22 protein-coding genes are annotated in these 25,624 nt (G+C 68.9%); 10 read left to right on the plus strand and 12 right to left on the minus strand.

What is annotated here, in order from left to right; translation table 11 throughout:
* Positions 1 to 28 precede the first annotated feature (28 nt).
* On the minus strand, positions 29 to 2,227 hold the full coding sequence (locus OO62_RS10350; protein WP_234386092.1) for a DUF6049 family protein: 2,199 nt from the start codon (positions 2,225 to 2,227) through the stop codon (positions 29 to 31).
* 297 nt (positions 2,228 to 2,524) lie between these two features.
* Between OO62_RS10350 and OO62_RS10355 the strand changes: the two genes are divergently transcribed.
* On the plus strand, positions 2,525 to 4,000 hold the full coding sequence (locus tag OO62_RS10355) for a CCA tRNA nucleotidyltransferase (protein ID WP_033267013.1): 1,476 nt from the start codon (positions 2,525 to 2,527) through the stop codon (positions 3,998 to 4,000).
* Positions 4,001 to 4,127: 127 nt separating this feature from the next.
* On the opposite strand, the gene OO62_RS10360 is transcribed toward OO62_RS10355, so the two are convergent.
* The 4 genes from OO62_RS10360 to OO62_RS10375 form a co-directional block, all read right to left on the minus strand.
* Positions 4,128 to 4,493 (minus strand): LppU/SCO3897 family protein, encoded by a 366-nt coding sequence (locus OO62_RS10360; protein ID WP_169748607.1) that lies wholly within the window; start codon positions 4,491 to 4,493, stop codon positions 4,128 to 4,130.
* 331 nt (positions 4,494 to 4,824) lie between these two features.
* On the minus strand, positions 4,825 to 6,084 hold the full coding sequence (locus tag OO62_RS10365) for an MFS transporter (RefSeq protein WP_033267014.1): 1,260 nt from the start codon (positions 6,082 to 6,084) through the stop codon (positions 4,825 to 4,827).
* 78 nt (positions 6,085 to 6,162) lie between these two features.
* A complete protein-coding gene (locus OO62_RS10370; protein WP_033267015.1) occupies positions 6,163 to 7,245 on the minus strand; it encodes an inositol-3-phosphate synthase in 1,083 nt (360 codons plus the stop codon).
* 46 nt (positions 7,246 to 7,291) lie between these two features.
* Positions 7,292 to 7,969, minus strand: coding sequence for a PadR family transcriptional regulator (locus tag OO62_RS10375; RefSeq protein ID WP_033267016.1), 678 nt, complete (start codon positions 7,967 to 7,969; stop codon positions 7,292 to 7,294).
* Between the two features lie 361 nt (positions 7,970 to 8,330).
* Between OO62_RS10375 and OO62_RS10380 the strand changes: the two genes are divergently transcribed.
* The gene (locus OO62_RS10380; RefSeq protein ID WP_051732963.1) at positions 8,331 to 11,018 is read left to right on the plus strand and encodes a transglycosylase domain-containing protein; all 2,688 of its coding nucleotides are present in this window, start codon (positions 8,331 to 8,333) and stop codon (positions 11,016 to 11,018) included.
* 130 nt (positions 11,019 to 11,148) lie between these two features.
* Entirely contained in the window at positions 11,149 to 12,630 is a 1,482-nt protein-coding gene (locus tag OO62_RS10385; RefSeq protein ID WP_033267017.1) for a glycosyltransferase family 87 protein, read from the plus strand.
* A 94-nt stretch (positions 12,631 to 12,724) separates the two neighbouring features.
* Here the strand turns inward: OO62_RS10385 and OO62_RS10390 are convergent, their stop codons facing one another.
* From OO62_RS10390 to OO62_RS10400, 3 genes are all read right to left on the minus strand, one after another.
* Positions 12,725 to 13,756: an alanine racemase gene (locus OO62_RS10390; RefSeq protein ID WP_033267018.1), complete on the minus strand. Its 1,032-nt coding sequence runs from the start codon at positions 13,754 to 13,756 to the stop codon at positions 12,725 to 12,727.
* Between the two features lie 73 nt (positions 13,757 to 13,829).
* On the minus strand, positions 13,830 to 14,948 hold the full coding sequence (locus OO62_RS10395; protein ID WP_033267019.1) for a lipid II:glycine glycyltransferase FemX: 1,119 nt from the start codon (positions 14,946 to 14,948) through the stop codon (positions 13,830 to 13,832).
* Positions 14,949 to 15,085: 137 nt separating this feature from the next.
* Complete coding sequence (locus OO62_RS10400) at positions 15,086 to 15,403, minus strand: hypothetical protein (protein ID WP_033267020.1); 318 nt, start codon at positions 15,401 to 15,403, stop codon at positions 15,086 to 15,088.
* A 229-nt stretch (positions 15,404 to 15,632) separates the two neighbouring features.
* Between OO62_RS10400 and rpsF the strand changes: the two genes are divergently transcribed.
* The 4 genes from rpsF to rplI all read left to right on the plus strand — a co-directional run bounded on the left by rpsF (position 15,633) and on the right by rplI (position 17,413).
* Positions 15,633 to 15,923: a 30S ribosomal protein S6 gene (gene rpsF / locus OO62_RS10405; protein WP_006604399.1), complete on the plus strand. Its 291-nt coding sequence runs from the start codon at positions 15,633 to 15,635 to the stop codon at positions 15,921 to 15,923.
* An 82-nt stretch (positions 15,924 to 16,005) separates the two neighbouring features.
* On the plus strand, positions 16,006 to 16,596 hold the full coding sequence (locus OO62_RS10410) for a single-stranded DNA-binding protein (RefSeq protein ID WP_033267021.1): 591 nt from the start codon (positions 16,006 to 16,008) through the stop codon (positions 16,594 to 16,596).
* Between the two features lie 115 nt (positions 16,597 to 16,711).
* Positions 16,712 to 16,948 (plus strand): 30S ribosomal protein S18, encoded by a 237-nt coding sequence (rpsR, locus tag OO62_RS10415; RefSeq protein ID WP_003978893.1) that lies wholly within the window; start codon positions 16,712 to 16,714, stop codon positions 16,946 to 16,948.
* 18 nt (positions 16,949 to 16,966) lie between these two features.
* Positions 16,967 to 17,413 (plus strand): 50S ribosomal protein L9, encoded by a 447-nt coding sequence (rplI, locus tag OO62_RS10420; protein WP_033267022.1) that lies wholly within the window; start codon positions 16,967 to 16,969, stop codon positions 17,411 to 17,413.
* A gap of 82 nt (positions 17,414 to 17,495) precedes the next feature.
* On the opposite strand, the gene OO62_RS10425 is transcribed toward rplI, so the two are convergent.
* Positions 17,496 to 18,362: a trypsin-like serine peptidase gene (locus OO62_RS10425; protein WP_033267023.1), complete on the minus strand. Its 867-nt coding sequence runs from the start codon at positions 18,360 to 18,362 to the stop codon at positions 17,496 to 17,498.
* A 41-nt stretch (positions 18,363 to 18,403) separates the two neighbouring features.
* Positions 18,404 to 19,741: an MATE family efflux transporter gene (locus tag OO62_RS10430; RefSeq protein ID WP_033267024.1), complete on the minus strand. Its 1,338-nt coding sequence runs from the start codon at positions 19,739 to 19,741 to the stop codon at positions 18,404 to 18,406.
* A gap of 458 nt (positions 19,742 to 20,199) precedes the next feature.
* Here OO62_RS10430 and dnaB point away from each other — a divergent pair, with 458 nt between their 5' ends.
* The gene (gene dnaB, locus OO62_RS10435; protein ID WP_078617103.1) at positions 20,200 to 21,678 is read left to right on the plus strand and encodes a replicative DNA helicase; all 1,479 of its coding nucleotides are present in this window, start codon (positions 20,200 to 20,202) and stop codon (positions 21,676 to 21,678) included.
* Positions 21,679 to 21,768: 90 nt separating this feature from the next.
* Here the strand turns inward: dnaB and OO62_RS10440 are convergent, their stop codons facing one another.
* Together OO62_RS10440 and OO62_RS10445 are read right to left on the minus strand one after the other, a co-directional pair.
* Positions 21,769 to 22,515, minus strand: coding sequence for a dienelactone hydrolase family protein (locus tag OO62_RS10440; RefSeq protein WP_033267026.1), 747 nt, complete (start codon positions 22,513 to 22,515; stop codon positions 21,769 to 21,771).
* A gap of 114 nt (positions 22,516 to 22,629) precedes the next feature.
* Positions 22,630 to 23,478, minus strand: coding sequence for a MerR family transcriptional regulator (locus OO62_RS10445; RefSeq protein ID WP_033267027.1), 849 nt, complete (start codon positions 23,476 to 23,478; stop codon positions 22,630 to 22,632).
* A 77-nt stretch (positions 23,479 to 23,555) separates the two neighbouring features.
* Between OO62_RS10445 and OO62_RS10450 the strand changes: the two genes are divergently transcribed.
* Together OO62_RS10450 and OO62_RS10455 are read left to right on the plus strand one after the other, a co-directional pair.
* Positions 23,556 to 24,800, plus strand: a complete 1,245-nt coding sequence (locus OO62_RS10450; RefSeq protein WP_033267028.1) for a DNA polymerase III subunit beta family protein — start codon at positions 23,556 to 23,558, stop codon at positions 24,798 to 24,800.
* 30 nt (positions 24,801 to 24,830) lie between these two features.
* Entirely contained in the window at positions 24,831 to 25,529 is a 699-nt protein-coding gene (locus tag OO62_RS10455; protein WP_051732985.1) for a hypothetical protein, read from the plus strand.
* Positions 25,530 to 25,624 lie beyond the last annotated feature (95 nt).

Genomic DNA, 25,624 nt, shown 5'->3' on the forward strand with positions numbered 1-25,624 from the left:
GTCGCCGGCCATCCGGCCCCGCCATATATCAACGGTCCACTTTCTCACCTGAGCCGGACGGGTCGGAGCTTTCCGAACCGGTGTCCGGCGTGGGGTCACTCGGCTGCTCGGGAGCGTCTCCGTCCGTGCCGCCGTTGTCTCCGTCCGTGCCCGTGTCGCCGTCGGAGCCGTCCTCGGCGGGCCGGTTACCGGCCCGCTTGCGCTGGAGGTAGATCCGTACGCCGGCCAGGACGAGCAGCAGCACACCGCCCGCGATGACGAGCATCACTGTGGCGGTGATCTCCGTGACGTTCACCTGGAACGTCATGGGCTCACCGTAGGGCTTTCCGTCCGCCGTGTAGAGCTGGGCGGTGACCCACGCGCGACCGTTGGCGTTGGCCGTGGTGTCGAACTTGAACGACTGGCTGTGCCCGCCGTCCACGGTGATCTGCTGCGACTTTCCCGCGTCCAGACGGTTGGGCTGGGAGGAGGTCAGCTTCAGCGTCATGTTCTTGACGCCCTGGACCAGGTTGTTCTGGACCGTCACCGGAATCGTGGCGCTGCGCCCGGAGAGCGTGGCATCCGACTTCTGGATCAGGTGGACCTTCTTGGTGAGCCCGTCGAGGTAGTTGCGTACCGAGTGACGGAACGCCGACGCACCGGAGTCGTGGCCCCGCCACTGCGTCGACATCTCGCGCATCATGGCGTTCCCGAACGGCGTCACCACCCGCTCCGGCTGGGCCAGGATGACCTGGAAGTCGTCCAGCGATGCCTGGGTGCCCTGGATCTGCCGGAACGCCTCGATGGGGAGCTCCTGCCTGCGCAGGGAGGCCGGGTAGACGGCGCCGCTCGGCACGCGGCGGCTGGCGGTGGGGTCGGGCTTGGCCTTGGCCGCGGCGCTGAGGTTCACCGACTGGGTCCAGCGGCCGGACTCCTCCAGCTCCCGCAGCGCGGTGGCCATCGCCTGGGCCTGGCTGACCGACGGCATGCGCTGCGGCGCGACGACGATGCTGCGCTGCCGGTCGGGGTCCTGGAGGTTGACCATCTGGGTCTGGGCGAGGAATTCCTGCACAGCGTGGGAGGCGCCCCCGGCCTGTGCCATATCGCCGTCGAAGGTCCGGGAGAGCGTGGCGTCCGACACGATCGCGGTGTTGCCGCCGCCGATCGGGCGGGCCGCCGTCGGGGTGTAGGACAGCCGGCCGTTCTCCCGGAGGCTGTCACTGCGGGTGATCACGTTGTGCGCGCCGGCCGAGGTGGCCACATCGACGACGGAGGAGTCGATCGCGCCGTCGGCGGGCCACGCGAAGTCCGTGCGCGGCTTCACACCGAGGATCGTGTCCACGGTCTTGTCGGCGAGGTCGGTGGCCGGGCCGAGGTGGCTGAGCGCGCTGGGCACGCCCTTGCCGTGGTGGGCGAGCGAGGCCAGGTCGGGGTCACCGAACGGCAGCGCGACGACCTCGTGCGTCTTGACCGCCTCTTCGAGGTCGTGCAGCCACTGCTTGGCGACCGCCTGGTTCTTGCCCATGGGGCCGTCCGGGCCGTTGATCCGGTAGGACTTGGTCATCGCGTCGACGGTGGCGAGCAGGTCGGGGTCGATGACGAAGGTCACCGGCAGGTTCTTGCTGAGCGCGACCATCTGCTGCAGCCGGCCGCCGGGGGCGAGCTCGGCCGCGAGGTCGTCGTTGCGGAACACCGGGGTCTGCTGGGCGTCGGCGTCCGTCTCGGCGGTGAGGTGGGTGGAGGAGACCAGCGGCCACAGGTACGTGAGCTGCGTCTTCTTGCCGGCGTCTGCGGTCTGCCAGGGCAGGAACGTCCGGTCGATGCCGAGGACCTGCTCGTAGGGATCCGCCTGCGAGCGTCCTGACAGGGAGATACCGAGCTGATACACACCGTCGTCGGAGAGGTTGAGGTCCTTGGCCGGGACGCTGAGGCTGAAGGGGCGGCTGACGCCGGGCTCCAGCTTGTCGATCTTCTCCTTGTGTCCCTTGACCTCCGGACCGTCCACCCCCGGCAGATAGCCGGTGGTGCGGTGCGACATCGCCTCGATGGCGCTCCGGCTGCCCAGGGCGTCGCCCCGGTGCATGCCGACGTGCGCGTCGGTGATCGTGCTCCGGCTGTCGTTGGTGAGGGTGCCGGACACCGTGACCGTGTCGCCCTTGGTGGGCGTGGTCGGGGTCATCGAGTCGATGGTGACGTCGACCGAGTGGGAACCGCTCGGGGCGGCCTGGGCGGCGGGAGCATGCGGCATCTGGAGCAGCCCCATGAGAAGGGGTGCTCCGGTGAGCAGTGTCACAGTCCTTCGCAGCCATCGACCACGCGGCCGTTCAGTCACCTGGAACCCTGCCGCCTCGGCCACGCGCTCGCCCGTCCCTCGTCGTAGTCGTCAGTGGTCGTCGGAATGTGCGTCCACGAATGGTAACGAGGCCCGGCGCGCCTGAGTGCCGGGGACTGCTCCACATGATCGCGGAGCGGGCGGCACCACGACCGTCCTGTCCCCTTTATTACGTGACGCCTCGTGCTGCGCGGCCACGTACCCTGTTCTGTTGTGCCGAACGCCAACAATGACCTCCCCACCCCGCACGCCGAGCGGACGCCGCAGTCGACGAACGCGCTGAACCATGTGCAGCGGCGCGCCGTGAGCGAACTGCTGCGGGTATCCCCCGTCGCGGATGATCTGGCCCGCCGATTCCAGGAGGCCGGGTTCACGCTTGCCCTGGTCGGCGGCTCGGTGCGGGATGCGCTGCTCGGCCGGCTCGGCAATGACCTGGACTTCACCACGGACGCCCGCCCCGAGGACGTCCTGAAGATTGTCCGGCCGTGGGCGGACGCGGTCTGGGAGGTCGGCATCGCCTTCGGCACGGTCGGTTGCAAGAAGGACTCGTTCGACATCGAGGTCACGACCTACCGTTCCGAGGCGTACGACCGCACCTCGCGCAAGCCTGAGGTGTCCTACGGCGACTCCATCGAGGACGACCTCGTCCGCCGGGACTTCACGGTGAACGCCATGGCGGTGCTGCTGCCGGAGAAGGAGTTCGTCGATCCGCACGGTGGACTGGAGGACCTGGCCGGGCGGGTGCTGCGGACGCCGGGGACGCCGGAGGAGTCGTTCTCGGACGATCCGCTGCGGATGATGCGTGCGGCCCGTTTCGCCGCTCAGCTGGACTTCGAGGTCGCCGCCGACGTGGTCGCCGCGATGAAGGCGATGTCGGACCGCATCGAGATCGTCTCCGCGGAGCGCGTACGGGACGAGCTGAACAAGCTGATCGTCGCGCCCTACCCGCGCAAGGGCCTGCGGCTGCTGGTCGACTCCGGCCTGGCCGACCGGGTCCTGCCCGAGCTGCCGGCCCTGCGGCTGGAGAGTGATGAGCATCACCGGCACAAGGATGTCTACGAGCACTCGCTGACCGTCCTGGAGCAGGCGATGGATCTCGAAGAGGACGGGCCCGATCTGGTGCTGCGGCTCGCGGCCCTGCTGCACGACATCGGCAAGCCCAGGACGCGCCGCTTCGAGAAGGACGGCCGGGTCTCGTTCCACCATCACGAGGTGGTCGGGGCAAAGATGGTCAAGAAGCGTATGGCCGCCCTGAAGTACTCGAACGACATGATCAAGGACGTCTCGCTGCTGGTGGAGCTGCATCTGCGCTTCCACGGTTATGGAACCGGCGAGTGGACGGACTCCGCGGTCCGCCGTTACGTGCGTGACGCCGGCCCGCAGCTGGAGCGGCTGCACAAGCTGACCCGTTCCGACTGCACCACCCGCAACAAGCGCAAAGCCGCTGCCCTGTCGCGCGCCTATGACGGGCTGGAAGAGCGCATCGCGCGGCTGCAGGACCAGGAAGAGCTGGATGCCATCCGTCCCGACCTGGACGGCAACGACATCATGGAGATCCTGGGTATCCGCCCGGGGCCCGAGGTCGGCAAGGCGTACAAGCAGATGCTGGAGCTCCGGCTGGAGCACGGCCCCATGGAGCGGGAAGCGGCGGTCGCGGCTCTGAAGGAGTGGTGGGCGACGCAGGGCTGATGTTTCACGTGAAACGGGCGGTCGAGAGGCCGTCATGTTTCACGTGAAACATGGCACAGAAGACGGCAGGGGCGGGGTTTCACGTGAAACACCGCCCCTGCCGTCTTCGGGTGGGCGCGTGGCCGCGTTACTTCACGGGCGTCAGGCAGAGCACCATGGCGGTGTCGGCCCGCCTGCGACGGTGCACGGTCTTGACGTAGGCGTCCTCTCCGGCGGAGCACACGGACGGGTCCGAGGTGCCGTCGTGCACCTTGGACACCTTGTACTGGGCACCCCCGCCGCTGCAGTCGACCACTTCGAGACCGTCGTCGAGCGCGCTGCTGGACTTCTTCACGCAGTCACCGGCCTCGGCGTTGCCGGCGTCGTTCAGGCTGGTGAGCCAGAAGAACGCGAAGGTTCCCAGGACGAAGACGACGCCGATGGCCTTCAGAATCGTCTTCGGCGAACGGTTCTTCGCGGGCCGCGGCGGGGGCCCGGGAGGTCCGCTCTGCATGTACGGCTGCTGCGCCGGCGCGGGGTAGCCCTGCTGCGGCTGACCGTATGGGGCCTGCGGCTGCTGGGGATAGGCGTAGCCACCCTGAGGCTGGCCGTAAGGGGCCTGGGGTGCAGGCGGCCCCGGTGGGTACGGGCCCTGACCGTAGGGCTGCTGACCGTAAGGCTGCTGTCCGTAGGGTGGCTGACCGTATGGACCGGCGCCGGGCGGCGGCATGCTCATGGAACTCCCCCGATTTTGTTGTGTACAGGCTCGTGTTGGACGCCCGTAAGGTATCCGGTCCGGGTGACGCGTCGAGAGCCGGATCACCCGGGCCGCGAGGGGGCCGTACCTAACTCCGTCTGAACCGGACCAATGCGGCGGCGACCGCCGCGTAGAGCACGGTCACCGTGAGGAGCAGAGCGGTTGAGCGTCCGTCGGGCGGCAGCATGAGGGCGGCGACCGCGGCGGCGCCCACGAAGGCCACGTTGAACAGCACGTCGTAGAGGGCGAAGATGCGGCCGCGGAAGGCGTCGTCGACCGACGACTGGACCACCGTGTCCGTGGAGATCTTGGTCCCCTGGGTGCCGAGACCGAGGACGAAGGCCGCGGCCAGCATCGGTCCCGGCTCGAAGAACAGGCCGAGGGCCGGGACCAGTACCGCGCCCAGGGCGGCACAGCACGCGATCCAGCCGAAGGCGGTGAACCGCGCGACCGCCCACGGCGTGACCACGGCGGCCATGAAGAAGCCCGCGCCGGACACCAGGACGGTGATCCCGAGCAGGGCCAGGCCCTCGGCTTCGGTGTCCGCCCAGGAGTACCGGCAGAGCATCAGCACCGAGACCGTCAGCGCGCCGTAGCAGAACCGGATCACGGTCATCGCGGTCAGCGCACGGGCCGGAGTACGCCGCTCGGCAAGGTGGCGCAGCCCTTCGACGAGACCCCGCACGGTGCTCAACAGGGCTTCGCGCAGCTGCGGTTGGAGACCCGCCGGGTCCGGCCCGAGCAGCTGAGGTGTCATCCGCAGCGCGGTGAGCGCCGAGCAGAAGTACAGGGCCGCGGCGAGCAGCACGACGAACGTGTCCACGTGCGGGCCGGCCAGCCGGACGGCGAACGCGAGCCCGCCGCCGGCCGTGGCGGCGAGCGTTCCGGCCGTCGGGGCGAGGGAGTTGGCCATGACCAGCCGCGGTCCGCCGTCGACGACTCGCGGGAGGGCCGCGGAGAGACCGGCCAGTACGAAGCGGTTCACCGCGGTCACCGCGAGGGCCGAGGCGTAGAAGAGCCAGTCGGCCACCTTCCCCACGATCAGCGTCGCGGTCACCAGGGCCAGCAGCGACCGCAGCAGGTTGCCGTACAGCAGGACCTGCCGACGCCGCCAGCGGTCGAGCAGCACACCGGTGAACGGGCCGAGGAGCGAGTACGGCAGCAGCAGGATCGCCATGGCGGAGGCGATGGCCGCGGGCGAGGTCTGTTTCTCGGGTGAGAAGACGACGAAGGCGGCGAGCGCGACCTGGAAGACGCCGTCAGCCGCCTGGGACAGAAGCCGTGCCGCAAGCAGCGACCGGAAGTCGCGTAGCCGGAGTAATACGCGGAGATCGCGCACAGCATGCATGAGGAACAGCCTCACACAGCCCGCAGGCCCCCGGGTGGAATACCCGGGGGCCTGCGAAGGGAGGTGGGGACGGGCGCCTCAGCGCTCGACCTCGCCGTTGATGAACTTCTCGACGTTCTCCCGGGCCTCGTCGTCGAAGTACTGCACCGGCGGCGACTTCATGAAGTACGAGGAGGCGGAGAGGATCGGGCCACCGATGCCCCGGTCCTTGGCGATCTTCGCGGCGCGCAGCGCGTCGATGATGACGCCCGCGGAGTTCGGGGAGTCCCAGACCTCGAGCTTGTACTCGAGGTTCAGCGGGACGTCGCCGAAGGCGCGGCCCTCAAGGCGGACGTACGCCCACTTGCGGTCGTCCAGCCAGGCCACGAAGTCCGAGGGACCGATGTGGACGTTGTCCTCGCCCAGCTCGCGGTCGCGGATCTGGGAGGTGACGGCCTGCGTCTTGGAGATCTTCTTGGACTCCAGGCGCTCACGCTCGAGCATGTTCTTGAAGTCCATGTTGCCGCCGACGTTCAGCTGCATCGTGCGGTCCAGGATGACGCCCCGGTCCTCGAAGAGCTTGGCCATCACGCGGTGCGTGATCGTGGCGCCCACCTGCGACTTGATGTCGTCGCCGACGATCGGGACACCGGCCTCGGTGAACTTGTCCGCCCACTCCTTGGTGCCGGCGATGAAGACCGGGAGGGCGTTGACGAAGCCCACCTTGGCGTCGATGGCGCACTGGGCGTAGTACTTCGCGGCGTCCTCGGAGCCGACAGGGAGGTAGCAGACCAGGACGTCGGCCTTGGTGTCCTTGAGGACCTGGACGATGTCGACCGGGGCCTCGGCGGACTCCTCGATGGTCTGGCGGTAGTACTTGCCCAGCCCGTCGAGGGTGTGGCCGCGCTGGACCTGGACGCCGGCGTGCGGCACGTCGCAGATCTTGATGGTGTTGTTCTCGCTGGCGCCGATGGCGTCCGCCAGGTCGAGGCCGACCTTCTTGGCGTCGACGTCGAAGGCGGCGACGAACTCGACGTCACGCACGTGGTAGTCGCCGAACTGCACGTGCATGAGGCCGGGCACGCGGCTCTTCGGGTCGGCGTCCTTGTAGTACTCGACGCCCTGTACCAGCGAGGCGGCGCAGTTGCCCACGCCGACGATGGCTACGCGAACCGAACCCATTCCGGTTGCTCCCTGTGTTCTCGATGAGGCTCTGCGCGGCAGAACCTCATGTGGTGGTGTCATCGGACGGATCCGGCCGGGAACCACCCCGGTGCCGGGGCAGGCCGCCCGTATCTCCTGACTGGTTCTTGTGCTGCGCTGCGGGACCCGGTGCGCGCTGATCGCGCCCGGCGCGTTCGCTCTCGATGAGCTCGTTCAACCAACGGACCTCACGCTCCACGGACTCCATGCCGTGGCGTTGCAGCTCGAGGGTGTAGTCGTCCAGCCGCTCGCGGGACCTGGCCAACGAGGTACGCATCTTCTCCAGGCGCTCCTCCAGCCGGCTGCGGCGGCCCTCCAGCACGCGCATCCGTACGTCCCGCGACGTCTGACCGAAGAACGCGAAGCGGACGCCGAAGTGCTCGTCCTCCCACGCATCCGGCCCGGAGTGAGCGAGCAGTTCCTCGAAGTGTTCTTTGCCCGCTGCGGTCAATCGGTAGACGATCTTGGCCCGGCGCCCCGTCAGAGCCGCGGCGGAAGCGCCCTCCGGGGCGCTGTCCGTCTCCTCGATGAGCCAGCCGTTCGCGACCAGCGCCTTGAGGCACGGATAGAGGGTGCCATAGCTGAACGCACGGAAGACCCCGAGCGAGGTGTTGAGCCGTTTTCGCAGCTCGTAGCCGTGCATCGGGGACTCGCGGAGCAGACCCAGGACGGCGAATTCGAGGATGCCGGAGCGTCTGCTCATCCTTCGCCTCCCTGGGCCGGTGCGTTCTTTATGCCGTGCTGATGTATCGATTCGATACATCCAGACGATAGAACGGCCACCTGGGCGGAACAAGCGGGGTGACGGTGAACGGCGTCACATCACCGATTCGTACGAGCCAAGCTGACTGATTTGGAGTGAATTTCAACGCTGGGCAGGTTTTGGCCGTGCGTAGTCTGTGCGGCATGCAGACTGCCGGGAACCGTGGGCCGATATCTGGCGTCCCCGTCCTCGGTGTAGTGCGGCCCACGCCTCCGGCGTGGTCCGCGCATCGGGGGGACCTGAAGACAACTGCCGCCTTCAGGCGACGAGATAGCGCGCCTGCCCGAGGAGTATCCGTTCCATGAGCGAGCACCGTCGCAAACCGCCACAACCGCAGAGTGGCGGACGTGCCGCGGCCCGACGCGCCGCACAGCAGCCATCGGGGCGTCGTGCTGCGCCTTCGCATGGCTCCGCCGCCGATCACACCTCTTATTCCGATTCCGATCCGTCCGGGCAGGATTTCCGGCCGGGCGGGCGCGCGGAAGCCCGTAGAGCCGCTCAGCGTGGTGGCCGACGCCGGACGTCCGACGCTGCGGCGATGGGTGCCGGGGGCGGCGCCGGCGGCCGGGGTGGCGGAGGCCGCGGCGGTGGCGGCCGCGGCGGCGGTGGCCCGGAGGGCGGCCGCGGGCGCGGAAGAGGCAGTGGGAAGCCCGCCAAGCGTCGTCTGATCGATTACCCGCGGGCCAACCGTGTCGGCTGGCGGCGCTTCGTACCGTCCTGGAAGCAGGTCGCCAGCCTGTGCATCGGGTTCGCCGGTCTGATCGTGGGCGTCTCCGGTGTGGCGCTGGCGCTGGTGAACGTGCCCAACGAGAGCGATGCCGCCAAGTCGCAGAACAACGTCTACCTCTGGGCCAACGGCAAGATCATGGCGCGCGACGGTGAGACGAACCGGCAGAACGTCAACATAAACGAAATCCCGAAGTCCATGCAGGATGCAGCGATCTCCGCGGAGAACGCTTCCTTCCGCACGGACTCGGGTGTGGACCCGATGGGTATCGCCCGCGCCGTGCTGAACATGGCCCGGGGCGGCGAGACCCAGGGTGGCTCGACCATCACGCAGCAGTACGTGAAGAACGCGATGCTGAGCCAGGAGCAGACCCTTGACCGCAAGTTCAAGGAGCTGTTCATCGCGATCAAGGTCGGCTGGTCCAAGTCCAAGAACGAGATCCTCCAGGGCTACCTCAACACCAGCTACTACGGTCGTGGTGCCTACGGCATCCAGGCGGCGGCGCAGGCGTACTACGGCAAGGACGCGAAGAAGCTGACGCCGGACGAGGGCGCCTTCCTCGCCACCGTGCTGAAGGGCGCGAACCTGTACGACCCGGCGGGCGGCACCGGCCCCGGGGCCACGAAGGCGGAGAACACCAAGCGGGCCAAGGCGCGGTGGTCCTGGATCCTGGACCGCGAGGTCGCCAACAACCTCCTGTCGAAGGCGCAGCGGGCCAAGTACACCAAGTTCCCGATGCCCAAGCCGCCCAAGCCGGTGGCCAGCAAGAGCGGCCAGATCGGCTACTTGATGGACACCGCGAAGAAGTACGTGCTGAAGCACGCGAAGATCTCGGAGGCCCGGTTCGACAAGGGCGGCTACACGATCCGGACGACCTTCGACGAGAAGAAGACCAAGGAGCTCACCGACGCGGTCAAGAAGGTCGACAAGCGGTACATCGACCCCAAGAAGCGCGCGAAGGACAAATACGTGCAGTTCGGTGGCGCTTCCGTGGTGCCGGGCGACGGCAAGATCGTCGCGCTGTACGGCGGTGAGGGCTACGACAAGGGTCACTTCAGCAACAACGCCGACACCTTCGGTGTGCCGGTCGGCTCGACCTGGAAGCCGTTCGTGCTCGCCGCGGCGATGAAGTACGGCACGCCTCAGACGCGTCCCCAGGGCCTGTCGCCGGACAGCCGCTACAACGGCAACCCTCACCTCAAGGTGAAGGACGCCGAGGGGAACTACGTACTGAAGCGGGACAACTCGCCCTTCTACCAGGAGAACGAGAGCAACCACCGCTGGGGCTACATCAGCCTGTACAAGGCGATGGAGCAGTCCGTGAACACGCCGTACGTCCAGCTGGGCATGGACGTCGGCATGGACAAGGTCCGGGACATGGCGGAGGCCGCCGGTATCTCGGAGGGCAGCTTCGACAAGAACCTCAACCCGTCCTTCGCGCTGGGCACCTCCACCCCGAGCGCGATCCGCATGGCCGATGCCTATGCGACGTTCGCCGAGTCGGGGACGAAGGTCGAGCCGTACTCGGTGACCAAGGTGACGTCCGAGGGCATAGACCTGCCGGGCTTCGAGAAGCCGAAGCAGGAGACGGCGATGGACTCCAACATCGCCAACAACGTGACCAAGGTGCTGCAGAACGTCATCCAGAACGGCACGGCGAAGGAAGCCCGGCGGCTGGGTATGCCGGCGGCGGGCAAGACCGGCACCACCGACGAGAACAAGTCGGCCTGGTTCGTCGGCTACACCAAGCAGCTCTCGACGGCCATCACGATGTTCCGTGAGGACGCCCAGAATCCGCGTCAGCTGTCCATGAACGGTGTCGGTGGCTTCGACTCGATCCACGGTGGTGCGCTGCCCACCGAGGTGTGGACCGAGTACATGCTGCAGGCCATGAACGGCGTGAGCGCGGAGCAGTTCCCGGCGGCTCTCCCCATCGGGCAGAAGGGGGACGAGGCCGGAATGCCGTCTCCGACGCCGACGCCCACGCCGTCGGACACTCCGTCGCAGACGCCGTCGAGCTCTCCCAGCGATTCCCCGTCCCCGACGAACTCTCCGAGCCCGAACCCGACCGACACCTGTTCCCCGTGGGACGTCAACTGCCGGAACACCGGTGGGACGGGCAACACCGGAGGCAACGGCAACGGCGGTGGGAACGGCGGACCGGGCGGCGGACCGGGCGGCGGCACCGGCGGCACGAGTCCGACGCCCAACCCGACGGACGCGAACGGCGGTGGAGGCATCTTCGGTGGCCCCACCGGCTAGGACCGTCGACCGTTTCACGTGAAACGTTGGCCTGTTTCACGTGAAACACGGCGCTACGAAGCCCCTGTCCGGCTTGACCGGGCGGGGGCTTCGCCACGTTCTGCGCGGGGCCGTACGGCAGGATGGGGCCATGACGAGCGCGCGACAGGACGAGCCGGTACGGCCGACGAAGCGGGACGAGGTGGCGGCGGCCGGCAGTGAGCTCGTCGGTGGGCCGATCGGCCGACGCGCCCTGCTCGGCACGCACTGGCTGACGCCGGTGCGGATCATCGCGCTCGTCGCCATCGGGATGTTCGCGCTCGGCATGGTGCAGAAGCTGCCCTGCTACAACGGTGGCTGGTTCTTCGGCGCGACGAGCCAGTACACCCACGCCTGCTACTCCGACATCCCGCACCTGTACGCGGGCCGGGGCTTCGCCGACGGGCTGATCCCGTACTTCGACCGGCTGCCCGGCGACATGGAGTACCTCGAATACCCCGTCCTGACCGGCGTCTTCATGGAGGTGGCCTCCTGGCTGACGCCGCACGGCGGGGACCTCCAGTCCCGTGAACAGATCTATTGGCTGGTCAACGCCGGCATGCTGATGATCTGCGCGGCCGTCATCGCGGTGTGCGTCACCCGGACCCACCGGCGGCGCCCCTGGGACGGCCTCCTCGTCGCCCTGGCGCCTGCCGCCGCCCTCACCGCCACCATCAACTGGGACCTGCTGGCGGTCGCCCTGACCGCCGCCGGGATGCTCATGTGGTCACGCAGCCGGCCGCTGGCGGCGGGTGTCCTGATCGGGCTGGCGACCGCGGCGAAGCTGTACCCGGTGCTGTTGCTCGGTCCGCTGCTGGTGCTGTGCTGGCGCGCCGGCGCCTGGCGCGCGTACGGGAAGGCAGTGGCCGGAGCGGTGGTGTCCTGGCTGGTGGTGAACCTGCCGGTGATGATCACGCACGATGCGACGGGGTTCCACATCCGGGAGGGCTGGGCGAAGTTCTACACCTTCAGCCAGGAACGGCCCATCGACTTCGGGTCGGTCTGGCTGCTGATCTCGCAGCGCACCGGGGATCCCCTGGAGAACGCCAACACCTACGCCACGCTGCTGATGATCCTCGGCTGCGGCGCGATCGGGCTGCTCACCCTCTACGCTCCGCGCCGCCCGCGGTTCGCCCAGCTCGCCTTCCTCGTCGTCGCGCTGTTCATCCTCACCAACAAGGTCTACTCGCCGCAGTACGTCCTGTGGCTCACCCCGCTCGCCGTGCTGGCCCGGCCGCGCTGGCGGGACTTCCTGGTCTGGCAGACCTGCGAGGTCATGTACTTCCTCGGCATCTGGATGTACCTCGCCTACACCGGCAACGGGGACAAGCACCAGGGCCTGCCGACGGAGGGCTACCAACTGGCCATCGCACTCCACCTGTTGGGCACCCTGTACCTGTGCGCCGTGGTCGTGCGCGACATCCTGATGCCCGAGCGCGACGTGGTCCGCAGGGACGGCGACGACGACCCCTCGGGCGGGGTCCTGGACCGCAGTCCCGATGTCTTCGTGCTCGGACGCGCCTACCACCCGCCCCGGCACGCGGTGCACTTCGAGAAGGTGCCGCCGGTGCGCTGGGGCGCCGTACGGGAGTGAGCCGGCAGGCACGGCGTACGCAACGGGCCCGGTGCCGCAGAGGAGATCTGCGGCACCGGGCCCGTGTGCTGTGCGGAGCTCGACCGGGGGCGGCTCAGCGGTCCACGAGGCGGTCGAACTGGGTGGTGGTGTGCCGCAGATGGGCCACCAGCTCCTCGCCGACCTGCGGCTGCGGCGCGTCTCCCGGCACGAACAGGATCGACACCTGCATGTGCGGGGGCTCGGCGAACCAGCGCTGCTTCCCGGCCCAGACGTACGGCGCGAGATTGCGGTTGACGGTCGCCAGGCCGGCCCGGGCCACGCCCTTGGCACGCGGCATCACACCGTGCAGCGCCTTGGGCGACTCCAGGCCCACGCCGTGCGAGGTACCGCCGGCCACCACCACGAGGTAGCCGTCGGAGGCCGCCTTCTGCTGGCGGTAGCCGAAGCGCTCGCCCTTGGCGACCCGGGTCACGTCGAGCACCGAACCGCGGTACTCGGTGGCCTCGTGGTCGCCGAGCCACAGCCGCGTACCGATCCGCGCCCGGAAGCGGGTCTGCGGGAACTGCTGCTGCAGACGGGCGAGTTCGTTGGCCTTGAGGTGGCTGACGAACATGGTGTGCAGCGGGAGACGGGCGTTGCGCAGTTGGTCCATCCAGCCGATGACCTCGTCGACGGCGTCGGAGCCGTCGGCGCGGTCGAGCGGCAGATGCATCGCGAAGCCTTCGAGCCGTACGTCCTCGATGGCGGCGGCCAGCTTCGGCAGGTCCTCCGGCTTGACGCCGTGGCGCTTCATGCTGCTCATGACCTCGATGACGACCCGGGCGCCGACCAGGCCGCCCACGCCCTCCACCGAGGAGACCGAACGGATCGCCCGGTCCGGCAGCGGCACCGGCTCCTCGCCGTGCCGGAACGGCGTCAGGACGAGCAGATCACCGCTGAAGAAGTCCTTGATGCGGGCCGCCTCGTAGGTCGTCCCGACCGCGAGGATGTCGGCACCCATGCGGGTTGCCTCTTCGGCGAGGCGCTCGTGGCCGAAGCCGTAACCGTTGCCTTTGCAGACCGGGACCAGCCCGGGGAACTGCTGGAGAACGCTCTGCTGATGCGCCCGCCAGCGCGCGGTGTCGACGTAGAGGGTGAGCGCCATGGCCGGGCCCGGAACCTTTCTCGTGGCTGGGGTGTGTCAGGAGTACGGACGGTGCGGTGGAGCGGTGACGCGGTCAGCGACGCGACATGTAGATGTCGAGCGCCTTGTGCAGCAGCTTGTTGAGTGGGAAGTCCCACTCACCGAGGTACTCAGCTGCCTGCCCGCCCGTGCCCACCTTGAACTGGATCAGGCCGAAGAGGTGGTCGTTCTCGTCCAGCGAGTCGCTGATGCCGCGGAGGTCGTAGACCGAGGCCCCGAGCGCGTAGGAGTCCTGCAGCATCCGCCACTGCATCGCGTTCGAGGGACGGACCTCACGGCCGATGTTGTCCGAGGCGCCGTAGGAGTACCAGACGTGCCCGCCGACGACGAGCATCGTCGCCGCCGAGAGGTTCACGCCGTCGTGGCGGGCGAAGTAGAGCCGCATGCGGTTGGGGTCCTCGGAATTGAGGGCCGTCCACATGCGCTGGAAGTAACTGAGCGGCCGCGGACGGAACCGGTCGCGCTCCGCGGTGATCTCGTAGAGCCGCTGCCACTCGGCGAGGTCGTCGTAGCCGCCCTGGACGACCTCGACGCCGGCCTTCTCGGCCTTCTTGATGTTGCGGCGCCACAGCTGGTTGAAGCCCTTGTGGACCTCTTCCAGCGAACGGTCGGCCAGCGGCACCTGGAAGACGTAGCGGGGCTGTACGTCGCCGAAGCCGGCGCCGCCGTCCTCGCCCTGCTGCCAGCCCATGCGGCGCAGCCGGTCGGCCACCTCGAAGGCGCGCGGCTCGATGTGCGTCGCCTCGACGTCCCGCAGCCGCTTCACGTCCGGGTTCTGGATGCCGGACTTGATCGCCGCGGAGTCCCAGCGCCGGATGACGACCGGCGGGCCCATCTTCACGGAGAAGGCACCCTGCTGCTTGAGGTGGCTGAGCATCGGCTGCAGCCAGTCCTCCAGGTTCGGCGCGTACCAGTTGATGACCGGGCCCTCGGGCAGGTACGCGAGGTAGCGCTTGATCTTGGGCAGCTGGCGGTAGAGCACCAGGCCCGCGCCGACGAGCTGGCCGCTCGGGTCGAACCAGCCCAGGCTCTCCGCACGCCATTCGGCCTTGACGTCCGCCCAGGCCGGAACCTGCATGTGGCTCGCCGCGGGCAGGCTCTGGATGTATGCCAGATGCTGCTCTCGACTGATGGTCCTCAGGGTCAGGCTCATGCGGGGCGCTCCTCGGCAGGTGTGTCCCCATGGTCGGGGCTCCGGCTCTCGCGCCGAAGCCTACTGTGACCGGGGAGCGCCCCGTCTGGGCCATACGGGCTGGCCCCCGTATGCCGCATCGTGCGGCGGCCGGCGCCTCAGCCGATGACACCGCCGAAAAGGCCGCCGTGGGCCAGGCCGAGGTAGAACCCCAGGGCCGACGCCCCGAGGCCGATGATCAACAGGAAGCGTTCGCCTGTCGTCGACGAGATGAACTGTCCCCACAGGCCGGTGCCGATACCGATCAGGCCGACCCAGGAACTGACCAGGTGCAGGCTGGGAGAGAGCGTGGTGAAGACGGCGATCGCGCCGAGCACCACGGTCACTAGGGCGAAGGTGTTCTCGACGGGATGGTCCTTGCCGTCGCTGTTGAGAAGCGAGAGCAGAGAGCGCTGGGTCCTAGCTGCCTGTGCCATGCGGCACCTCCGATGACAGGGCGGCGCACTGTAACGCCGCTCACACCCGTTGTGTTCCAGATTGAGGGGTGTACCGGTCGGATTTCAACCGGAAGGCTTCAGGCAGGTACTCTGTACGGTCTGCGCCTCTTGTCTGTCCGGTCAGCCGGACGGGCCGGGCGCGGAACGCATACGACCCTCCTGCCACGGAACGACCGTGGCCGCTGAGTCCAAAGGAGGTGGGTTCTACATGCGTCACTACGAGGTGATGGTCATCCTCGACCCCGATCTCGAGGAGCGCGCTGTCTCCCCGCTGATCGAGAACTTCCTCTCCGTCGTCCGTGAGGGCAACGGAAAGGTCGAGAAGGTCGACACCTGGGGCCGTCGTCGTCTCTCGTACGAGATCAAGAAGAAGCCCGAGGGCATCTACTCGGTCATCGACCTGCAGGCCGAGCCTGCGGTCGTCAAGGAGCTCGACCGTCAGATGAACCTGAACGAGTCGGTCCTCCGGACCAAGGTTCTCCGTCCCGAGACCCACTGAGCGCGTCAGCGTCCAGCGGTAACCGGGTCCGAGTAGCAGCAACACCAGCAGCCAGCAGCACACCCGCCGAGAGGTTCCCCTAATGGCAGGCGAGACCGTCATCACGGTCGTCGGCAATCTTGTCGACGATCCCGAGCTGCGCTTCACCCCGTCCGGTGCGGCGGTCGCGAAGTTCCGCGTCGCGTCCACTCCCCGCACCTTCGACCGTCAGACCAATGAGTGGAAGGACGGCGAGAGCCTGTTCCTGACCTGCTCGGTGTGGCGTCAGGCGGCTGAGAACGTCGCCGAGTCCCTTACGCGGGGTACCCGCGTGGTCGTTCAGGGTCGCCTCAAGCAGCGGTCCTACGAGGACCGCGAGGGCGTGAAGCGCACGGTCTACGAGCTCGACGTCGAGGAAGTGGGCGCGAGCCTGAAGAACGCCACAGCCAAGATCACCAAGACCAGCGGTCGTGGTGGCCAGGGCGGCGGCGGCTTCGGCGGCGGTCAGCAGGGCGGTGGCCAGGGTGGCGGCGGCTGGGGCGGCGGCCCCGGCGGCGGCCAGCAGGGCGGCGGCGCTCCCGCCGACGACCCGTGGGCGACCAGCGGTCCTGCCGGTGGCGGTCAGCAGGGTGGCGGCGGTGGTGGCTGGGGCGGTAGCTCCGGCGGTGGCTACTCGGACGAGCCGCCCTTCTAGGTCCGACCACCGGCGCGACGCGGCACTGTTTCACGTGAAACGGAGCCGTGGAACGGCCGGGCGGTGCGGCCTGAGGGCGACAGCACAAACTTCTTGAACTCATTGGAGAGAGACAATGGCGAAGCCGCCTGCTCGCAAGCCTAAGAAGAAGGTTTGCGTGTTCTGCAAGGAGAAGATCTCCTACGTTGACTACAAGGACACGAACCTGCTGCGGAAGTTCATTTCCGACCGCGGCAAGATCCGTGCCCGCCGAGTCACCGGCAACTGCACTCAGCACCAGCGCGATGTCGCCACGGCCGTGAAGAACAGCCGTGAGATGGCGCTGCTGCCCTACACGTCCACCGCGCGATAAGGGAAGGGTGACCGACAAATGAAGATCATCCTCACCCACGAGGTCTCCGGCCTCGGCACCGCCGGCGACGTCGTTGACGTCAAGGACGGGTACGCCCGTAACTACCTGGTCCCGCGTGGTTTCGCGATCCGCTGGACCAAGGGTGGCGAGAAGGACGTCGAGCAGATCCGCCGCGGTCGCAAGATCCGCGAGATCGCCACGATCGAGCAGGCCAACGAGGTCAAGGGCCAGCTCGAGGGCGTCAACGTGAAGCTGGCCGTGCGTGCCGGCGACGCGGGCCGCCTGTTCGGTTCCGTCACCCCGGCCGACGTCGCTGCGGCGATCAAGGCCGCCGGTGGTCCGGACGTCGACAAGCGTCGCGTCGAGCTGGGCTCGCCGATCAAGACCCTGGGCGCGCACCAGGTCTCCGTGCGTCTGCACGCCGAGGTCGTTGCGAAGCTGGGCGTCGAGGTCGTCGCCGCCTGATCGCAGGACAACGCCGAAGGGCCGCACCCCCGTCAACGGGGTGCGGCCCTTCGCCGTGTCCGGGGTCGCGGCCGGCCCGGACTCAGTCCTTGTCCTGGGCGCGCCGGTACAGCACGGCCACGTCGTCGTCGAAATAGGCGGCGTAGGAGACATCGTCCTGGTCGCCGCCGCCCTCATGGCCGCCCAGCACACCGATGACCGTGCCGGTGTGGCTCTTGGGGTCGTAGTCGGCCAGCCAGGGACTGCCGCTCGTACCGCCCTCGAAGTCGGTGCACTGGATGCGCATCTGGGTGTCGCTGTACTTCGTGGTGCGGTTCTGGCAGGAGATCGGGGTGTCGCGGCTGGTGGGATAGCCGGTGATCTTGACCTCGTTGTCGAAGCCACGGTCTATGCCGAGCGTGTTGCCCCCCAGGACGTCCTGGATCTGCTTGCCGTCCTTCTTGTCGAGGATCAGGAAGGCGACGTCGAGGTCCTCGTCCTGCGACTTGGCCCAGCGGTCGTCGATGATCACCTTCTTGACCTTCCAGAGGCCGGTGGGCTCGTCGCCGTCGCGGTAGTCGGGGGCAAAGACGAGGTCGTTCACCGTGGAACCGGCCTCGGCGTCGTAGGCGCAGTGCGCCGCCGTGATCAGCATGTTCCGGCCCGGGCTCTGCACCACGCTCGCGGTGCAGAAGTGATCGCCGGAGTCGTCCTTCTCGAAGACCGCGCCGACCCGGGCGTTCTGCTCGGTCCTGCGCGGGGTGTACGCGTTGCCGTCGTCGGCGGGGGCCGTCGCGGCCGGATCCTGGTCCTGGGGGTCCTCGCCCGACTCGCCGGACTTGCCGAACGACTTGTGGCTGGCGACGTTGCCGGTCATATCGGACTCCTCCGCGGCATAGCCCACCACGGCAGCGGCCATGATGACGACGACCGTCAGGGGCAGCACGGACTTCCAGGCAAGCGAGCGCACACGGTCATTATCAGCATCCGGTGTGTGTTGCGGGAGGTGCTTCAGCGGGAGGCTCCGGTCACAATCCACCGTCCGGACCGCGTGCGCAGCCACAACGTCAGCATGCGGACGGTCATCATCAGGGCCATGGCCCACCACAGCGCGACCAGTCCGCCGCCGAAGGCGGGCACGGCCAGCGCGGCCGGTACGAACAGGGCGAGTGTCACGACCATCGCTCCGGCCAGGTAGGGGCCGTCCCCGGCGCCCATCAGGACGCCGTCGAGGATGAAGACGATCCCGGAGACCGGCTGGGTCAACGCCACCACCAGGAGAGTGGTCATCAGCGGGCTCTGCACGGCGGGGTCGGAGGTGAAGAGCGGGATGAACAACGGCCGGGCGAGCGCGACCAGCACGCCGAGGACCACGCCTGAGGCGATGCCCCACTGGACCATGCGCCGGCAGGCGGCCCTGGCGCCGTCGGCATCCCCGGCGCCGAGGTAGCGGCCTATGATGGCCTGCCCGGCGATGGCGATCGCGTCCAGGGCGAAGGCCAGCAGGGACCACAGCGTGAGCACGATCTGGTGGGCGGCGACCTCGGCGTCGCCGAGCCGGGCGGCGATCGCGGTGGCGATCAACAGGACGGCACGCAGCGACAGCGTACGGACCAGCAGCGGCACGCCGGCCTGGGCGCAGGCGCGGATGCCCGCGGCGTCGGGGCGCAGCGAGGCGCCGTGCCGCCGGGCGCCGCGGATCACCACGGCGAGGTAGACCGCGGCCATGCCGCACTGGGCGATGACCGTGCCCCAGGCGGAGCCGGCGATGCCGAGGCCGGCGCCGTAGACCAGGCCGACGTTGAGCGCCGCGTTGGCGGAGAAGCCGCCGATGGCGACGTAGAGCGGGGTCCGGGTGTCCTGGAGGCCGCGGAGCACTCCGGTGGCGGCCAGCACGACGAGCATCGCGGGGATGCCGAGCGCGCTGATGCGCAGGTAGGTCGTGGCGGGCGGAGCGGCGGTCGCGGAGGCGCCGAAGGCTTCGACGAGCCAGGGGGCGGTGGGCAGCACCGCGACGATGACCGCGGCGCCGAGCAGCAGGGCGAGCCAGATGCCGTCCATGCCCTGGCGGATCGCGGCGGGCAGGTCGCCGGCGCCGACCCGGCGGGCGACCGCCGCGGTGGTGGCGTAGGCGAGGAAGACGAAGACGGAGACGGCGGTGGTGAGCAGGCCGGCGGCGACGCCCAGACCGGCGAGCTGGGAGGTGCCGAGGTGGCCGATGACGGCGCTGTCGACCATGACGAAGAGGGGTTCCGCGACCAGTGCGCCGAACGCGGGCAGGGCGAGGGCGATGATCTCGCGGTCGTGGCGGCGGTCGGTGCGCCGCGTGGTCGCGGGAGCCTGTGTCATGCACTCAATCTAATCTTCCACAGGTAAGAGATGCAAGGCGCTAGTGATCCTTACTTTCCGCTCTGTGGAGGCGTCACCTCCGCGCCGTTTGTCGCGATCTTGAACCCGTGGGGAAACTTTTTCTCCCCCACAGGCTATGGATGAGAAAGTCGCAGGTCAGAGGCTTGGTGGCTGGGTGATTGTGTGCTTGTCCACAGAAGTTTCCCCCGGGCCGTGCACAGGATCCGGGGAGTTCTCCACAGCTGTAGGGCGGTCATCCACACGGCCTGTGGATAACCAGATTGGCGGACGGTGCCCACGGGCCTACCGTTATCCGGCACCCGCCGCCTGTTCCGGTCCGAGAACTCGTCCGAACTCGACGCGCCGTAACCGGAGTCGGGCGTCTCGATTGTCAGAGCTGTGCCGTAAGAAAGAACAGCACAGCAAGGTCCGCGTCGCGGACGGGAGGAGGTGCCGGGGTGAGCATTCCCGAGCCCATGGAAGACCCTTGGGCGGGCTCCGGCCCCAGTGACCTGCTGCCCGCCGCCCGTTCCCGACGGGGTGACGGAAAGGGCCGTGGCCGCGGCGACCGTCCGGAGCGCGACGACGAGGACGGCGGCTCGTGGGCCGGCAGCTTCGAGCGTGTGCCCCCGCAGGACCTGGACGCCGAGCAGTCCGTGCTCGGCGGCATGCTGCTGTCGAAGGACGCCATCGCGGACGTCGTCGAGGTCCTCAAGGGCGAAGACTTCTACCGCCCCGCCCATGAGCTGGTCTATCAGGCGATCCTCGATCTGTACGCCAAGGGCGAGCCGGCCGACCCGATCACCGTCGCCGCCGAACTCACCAAGCGCGGCGAGCTGGCCCGGGTGGGCGGCGCCTCCTATCTGCACACCCTCGTCCAGTCCGTACCGACGGCCGCGAACGCCGAGTACTACGCCGAAATCGTCCACGAGCGCGCCGTCCTCCGGCGGCTGGTCGAGGCCGGCACCCGCATCACGCAGATGGGATACGCCGCCGACGGCGACGTCGACGAGATCGTCAACAAGGCCCAGGCGGAGATCTACGCCGTCACCGAGCAGCGCACCAGCGAGGACTACCTCCCGCTCGGCGACATCATGGAGGGCGCGCTCGACGAGATCGAGGCGATCGGCTCACGCCAGGGCCAGATGACGGGTGTGCCGACCGGCTTCACCGACCTGGATTCCCTGACGAACGGCCTGCACCCGGGCCAGATGATCGTCATCGCGGCCCGTCCCGCCATGGGTAAGTCGACCCTCGCGCTGGACTTCGCGCGGGCCTGCTCGATCAAGAGCAATCTGCCGAGCGTGATCTTCTCGCTGGAAATGGGGCGCAACGAGATCGCGATGCGCCTGCTGTCCGCCGAGGCGCGGGTCGCGCTGCACCACATGCGCTCCGGCAGCATGACGGACGAGGACTGGACGCGGCTGGCCCGGCGGATGCCCGATGTCTCGGCCGCGCCGCTCTACATCGACGACTCGCCCAACCTCTCGATGATGGAGATCCGCGCCAAGTGCCGCCGGCTCAAGCAGCGCAATGAGCTGAAGCTGGTGGTCATCGACTATCTCCAGCTGATGCAGTCCGGCGGCTCCAAGCGCGCCGAGAGCCGCCAGCAGGAGGTCTCGGACATGTCCCGAAACCTCAAGCTGCTGGCCAAGGAGCTGGAGCTGCCGGTCATCGCGCTCTCCCAGCTGAACCGTGGCCCGGAACAACGCACGGACAAGAAGCCGATGGTCTCGGACCTCCGTGAATCCGGCTCCATCGAGCAGGACGCGGACATGGTCATCCTGCTGCACCGCGAGGACGCCTACGAGAAGGAGTCCCCGCGCGCGGGCGAGGCCGACCTCATCGTGGCCAAGCACCGTAACGGCCCCACGGCGACGATCACCGTCGCGTTCCAGGGCCACTACTCCCGATTCGTGGACATGGCGCAGACCTGAGCGGGGCCTGGGGCTGAGGCGGGTGGAGGACGCTTCCGCCACCGGATCCGCGCTCCGACCACCGAGCAGAGGGAAATCATGGAGGTCGTGTCATGACGAGGGTGCTCTGACCGACTCCGTTACGGGCAGGCACTCGGCGAGCAGGGCGACGACGTCACGCCAGGCTCGCTGTGCGTGCCGTGGGTGGTAGCCGACGCCGGGACGCACGGTGTGGTCGACCGTCGGGTGGTGGAAGGCGTGCAAGGCGCCGCCGTAGACCACGAGGCGCCAGTCGACGCCCGCGGCCTGCATCTCGGCGGCGAACGCGTCCCGTTGCGCGGGCGGCATGATCGGGTCTTCCGACCCGACCCCGGCCCACACCGGGCAGCGAATGCGCGCCGCCTCGCCCGGCCGGCCCGTGGTCAGTGCGTTGACTGTCCCGATCGCGCGCAGATTGACGCCGTCGCGCCCGAGTTCCAGCCCGATGGCGCCCCCGGTGCCGTAGCCGATGGCGGCGATCCGGTCGGGGTCGGTCCGCGGTTCGGCGCGCAACACGTCGAGCGCCGCGTGGCCGATGCCCCGCATCCGGTCGGGGTCGGCGAGCAGCGGCATGCAACGGGCCAGCATCTCCTCGGGGTCGCCCAAGTAGCGCCCGCCGTGGAGGTCGAAGGCCAGCGCCACGTATCCCAGCTCGGCGAGCGCATCGGCCCGGCGGCGCTCGACGTCGCTGAGCCCCGTGCCCTCTGGCCCGAGCAGCACCGCGGGGCGGCGCCCGGTGCCGGAGGGCAGCGCGAGGTGCCCGATCATCGTGAGGCCGTCGGCCGGGTACTCGACCGTGCGCGTGGTAACCGTCGTCATGAGACGGGACCGTAGTGATAGCCGCGCCCGGTCGGGCCGGTCTTCGCCGTCGGCAGAACAGCGCGGGAAGCCACAGGCCGGACGTGCCCGCCGCGCCCGGCGCCCGGGGTGCCTTTACTCCCACCTCGCGGATTCCGGATCGATGCCGTGCGCCTCGGCATTCGCGAAGACCACGTCACGCAGCCACGCAGTGAGGCCCGGCACGATGGCGTCGTAGTACGCGGCAAACTGCGGATCGTCGACGTATCTCCGTGCAAGGCACGCCTGCATCGCGTGCGTGCAGTCGAAGTATGTCGAGAGCGACGCGCGGTGCCGTTCGGCGAGGGCGTTCGCCTCGGCGGAGCCGGGTGCGGTGCCGGCGCGCTTGGCCGCGGCGAGGTCGGCGTTCAACGCGTCGGTGGCGGCCGCGACCCCCTCCCAGTCCTCCGGTGTCATCTCGGCTGCCCGCTCGGCGTACTGGGCCCACTGCGCGCTGTCGCCCCAGCGCTTCTCGGCCTCCTCGACCCAGGCGGGCTGCCAGTCGTCACCGAAGATCTCGATCTGCTGCTCGGGTGTCAGCCGCATCCCGGTCTTCGACGCCTCCAGCATGCGATCGACCGAGCCGACCATCTTCTGGAGGCGGGATATGCGCTCCACGAGCTGGGTCCGCTGTCGCCGCAGGTGGTCGCGGGCATCGGCACCCGGGTCATCGAGGATCCGGCCGATCGCGGCGAGCGGGAAACCGAGTTCCTTGTAGACCAGGACCCGGTGGATCCGTGCGATGTCCTCGCCCGAGTACACCCGGTACCCGGCCCGGGTGCGCTCGCTCGGGTACACGAGGCCGATCGCGTCCCAGTGGTGCAGCGTCTTCACGCTCACCCCGACGAGCGTGGCCGTTCGGCCCACGGTGAGGCCGTCGCGACCAGCCGGCTCGGCTTCCTCTGCGGTGGGAATCGGCTCCTGGCCGTGGGCATCACTCGTCATCGGTTCAGTGTCGCTCACTCGGCGGGCGGGCTGCCGGCGTTGACCTTCAGGTGGGTTGAAGCTCCAGACTCACGTGCATGGACGACAGCGAAGCCCTGTTGAGCATCGGCACCTTTGCGCGGCGGGTGGGGCTGACACCGAGTGCCCTGCGGTTCTACGACGACTGCGGAGTGCTGCGGCCGGCCCGGGTGGACGGTGTGACGGGGTACCGGCGTTACGGAGCCGGGCAGGCGGCTCGGGCGGTGCGGCTGCGGCAGTTGCGGGAGGCGGGGCTGCCACTGGTGGACGTTGCGGTGGTGCTGGACGGACCCGAGGATGCCGCGCACGGTGTGCTGCGGGCTCATCTGGAGCGGATGCGGCGTAACGAGGCGGAGGCGCGGGCGCTCGTGGAACGGCTCCTGCCGGAGGCGCCAGAAGGCGCGGGGCACTGCCGGGCCTGGGCGCGGGCGTGGATCGGCGGCGCCGAACTCGCCAGTGCGGTCAGGCAGGTGGCGCCGGCGGCCGCGACCGGAAAGACCAGGGAACGTCACCCGGTGCTCGGCCATGTGCTGCTCGAACTCAGTGCGGGCGAGGTGCGGTTGGTGGCCACCGACCGCTATCGGCTGGCTGTGCGGGTGCTGCGGCCGACAGAGTTCGAGGGTGGACCGCGACGCGTCCTGATCGGTGCGGAGGCGGCCCGGGGCCTGGCGGAGTGGGCCGTACGACAGCGGACGGTCGAGCTGGAGTGCGCGGGGGACGGGGCAGAGGTTCGGCTGCGGAGCGGGACCGACGTGCGCGAGGTGCCGGATGGATGCGCCGCTGGTCGCGGTGGTGGCGCGGAGGCAGCGGCCTTCCCGGACTACCGGCTGATGCTGGAGGGATTGGAGGCCGGCCGGCACCGGTTGATCGTAGACCGGGAGGCGCTGCGGGACGCAGTGGCCGGGCGGGCGCGAGTGGTGTCGTTGTCGGTGTCCGGAGGGGGCACGGGCGGCGGCGAGGATGCTGAGTGTGGTCGCAAGGAGCGCGTGGTTTCACGTGAAACCGCATCCGGTGAAGCGGCCGAGGTTTCACGTGAAACAGCGCCCGGTGCACCCGCCGAGCAGACGCTGACGGTGTCGGGCGGCGGACGCGAGCCCGTGCGGCTGCGCCTCATCGCCGAGGGGTCCGGGTTGCGCATCGCCTTCGACCCGGCAGTGCTTCTGCCCGCGCTGGAGGCGGGAGTGGGGCCGGATGTGTTGCTGGAGATCACGTCGGTGGAGCGCCCCGTCGTGGTGCGCTCCGCTGACCAGGGGAGCTTTACGACGTTGGTGATGCCGGTACGCCGCAGTGGGACCGAGGACTGACGCATGAGGGCGGAGGAAAGGAGCGTGCCGGTGGATCCGGAACTGCCGGTGGTGCGGCTGTGCGTGGAGGGAATGCAGGCCGAGGCGGAGGGACGGGCCGCCACGGCACTCGAACTCTTCCAACGGGCCTGGGACACCGCCACGGACGACTATGAGGCGTGCATCGCCGGGCACTACCTCGCACGCCACCAGGCGTCACCCGAGGACACGCTGCGCTGGAACCAGGAGTGCCTGGACCGCGCGGACCGGGTGGGGGACGAGCGGGTGCGGGGGTTCTATCCGTCGCTGTACGTGAACATGGGGCACGCCTGCCGACAGCTGGGCCAACCGGCCCTGGCGCATGCGTATTTCGTGCGGGCAGCGGACCGGGTGAGCGACGCCTCCGAGGGACAGTACGGGGACTGGAACCGCTTCGCGATCGCGGAAGGATTGCGGGGCACTGCCTCCACGGAGGCTGAGGCGGGCGACGATGCGCGCTTGGACGTGCGGCCCCGGCTCCTCGATGAGGGAGTGGACGCGCGTCTCCGGGAACTGTTCGCGCGATGGTGCGCGCGGCCCGACCTCAAGGCGTTGGGGCTGACGCTCCCGGCCTACCTCGGATACCTCGGTACGGAGGAGGACCGTATGCGGCTGCGTACCGCGCTGCACATGGTGCACGCCGCGCGCTGGCTGCCGGAGAACGAGCAGGCCGAGGTGGAGGCAGTGATCGGCGCAGTGGGGCACGGCTGAGGACGGTGCTTCTTACGAGGCTGCTGGGGTGGATCGACGGAGCGGGAAGGGCGAAGCTGTTCGCCTGAACGGGATCGGCCGAGAATCTGCTGAGG

Source organism: Streptomyces lydicus, assembly GCF_000717345.1.
GTDB lineage: Bacteria > Actinomycetota > Actinomycetes > Streptomycetales > Streptomycetaceae > Streptomyces > Streptomyces lydicus.

What these genes read in the sequence shown, in the direction of transcription:
- OO62_RS10350 (WP_234386092.1), bottom strand. Translation starts at nt 2,227, where the DNA reads ATGCCGCATGCTCCCGCCGCCCAGGCCGCCCCGAGCGGTTCCCACTCG.
- OO62_RS10360 (WP_169748607.1), bottom strand. Translation starts at nt 4,493, where the DNA reads ATGCAGAGCGGACCTCCCGGGCCCCCGCCGCGGCCCGCGAAGAACCGT.
- OO62_RS10365 (WP_033267014.1), bottom strand. Translation starts at nt 6,084, where the DNA reads ATGCATGCTGTGCGCGATCTCCGCGTATTACTCCGGCTACGCGACTTC.
- OO62_RS10370 (WP_033267015.1), bottom strand. Translation starts at nt 7,245, where the DNA reads ATGGGTTCGGTTCGCGTAGCCATCGTCGGCGTGGGCAACTGCGCCGCC.
- OO62_RS10375 (WP_033267016.1), bottom strand. Translation starts at nt 7,969, where the DNA reads ATGAGCAGACGCTCCGGCATCCTCGAATTCGCCGTCCTGGGTCTGCTC.
- OO62_RS10380 (WP_051732963.1), top strand. Translation starts at nt 8,331, where the DNA reads ATGAGCGAGCACCGTCGCAAACCGCCACAACCGCAGAGTGGCGGACGT.
- OO62_RS10385 (WP_033267017.1), top strand. Translation starts at nt 11,149, where the DNA reads ATGACGAGCGCGCGACAGGACGAGCCGGTACGGCCGACGAAGCGGGAC.
- OO62_RS10390 (WP_033267018.1), bottom strand. Translation starts at nt 13,756, where the DNA reads ATGGCGCTCACCCTCTACGTCGACACCGCGCGCTGGCGGGCGCATCAG.
- OO62_RS10395 (WP_033267019.1), bottom strand. Translation starts at nt 14,948, where the DNA reads ATGAGCCTGACCCTGAGGACCATCAGTCGAGAGCAGCATCTGGCATAC.
- OO62_RS10400 (WP_033267020.1), bottom strand. Translation starts at nt 15,403, where the DNA reads ATGGCACAGGCAGCTAGGACCCAGCGCTCTCTGCTCTCGCTTCTCAAC.
- rpsF (WP_006604399.1), top strand. Translation starts at nt 15,633, where the DNA reads ATGCGTCACTACGAGGTGATGGTCATCCTCGACCCCGATCTCGAGGAG.
- OO62_RS10410 (WP_033267021.1), top strand. Translation starts at nt 16,006, where the DNA reads ATGGCAGGCGAGACCGTCATCACGGTCGTCGGCAATCTTGTCGACGAT.
- rpsR (WP_003978893.1), top strand. Translation starts at nt 16,712, where the DNA reads ATGGCGAAGCCGCCTGCTCGCAAGCCTAAGAAGAAGGTTTGCGTGTTC.
- rplI (WP_033267022.1), top strand. Translation starts at nt 16,967, where the DNA reads ATGAAGATCATCCTCACCCACGAGGTCTCCGGCCTCGGCACCGCCGGC.
- OO62_RS10430 (WP_033267024.1), bottom strand. Translation starts at nt 19,741, where the DNA reads ATGACACAGGCTCCCGCGACCACGCGGCGCACCGACCGCCGCCACGAC.
- OO62_RS10440 (WP_033267026.1), bottom strand. Translation starts at nt 22,515, where the DNA reads ATGACGACGGTTACCACGCGCACGGTCGAGTACCCGGCCGACGGCCTC.
- OO62_RS10445 (WP_033267027.1), bottom strand. Translation starts at nt 23,478, where the DNA reads ATGACGAGTGATGCCCACGGCCAGGAGCCGATTCCCACCGCAGAGGAA.
- OO62_RS10450 (WP_033267028.1), top strand. Translation starts at nt 23,556, where the DNA reads ATGGACGACAGCGAAGCCCTGTTGAGCATCGGCACCTTTGCGCGGCGG.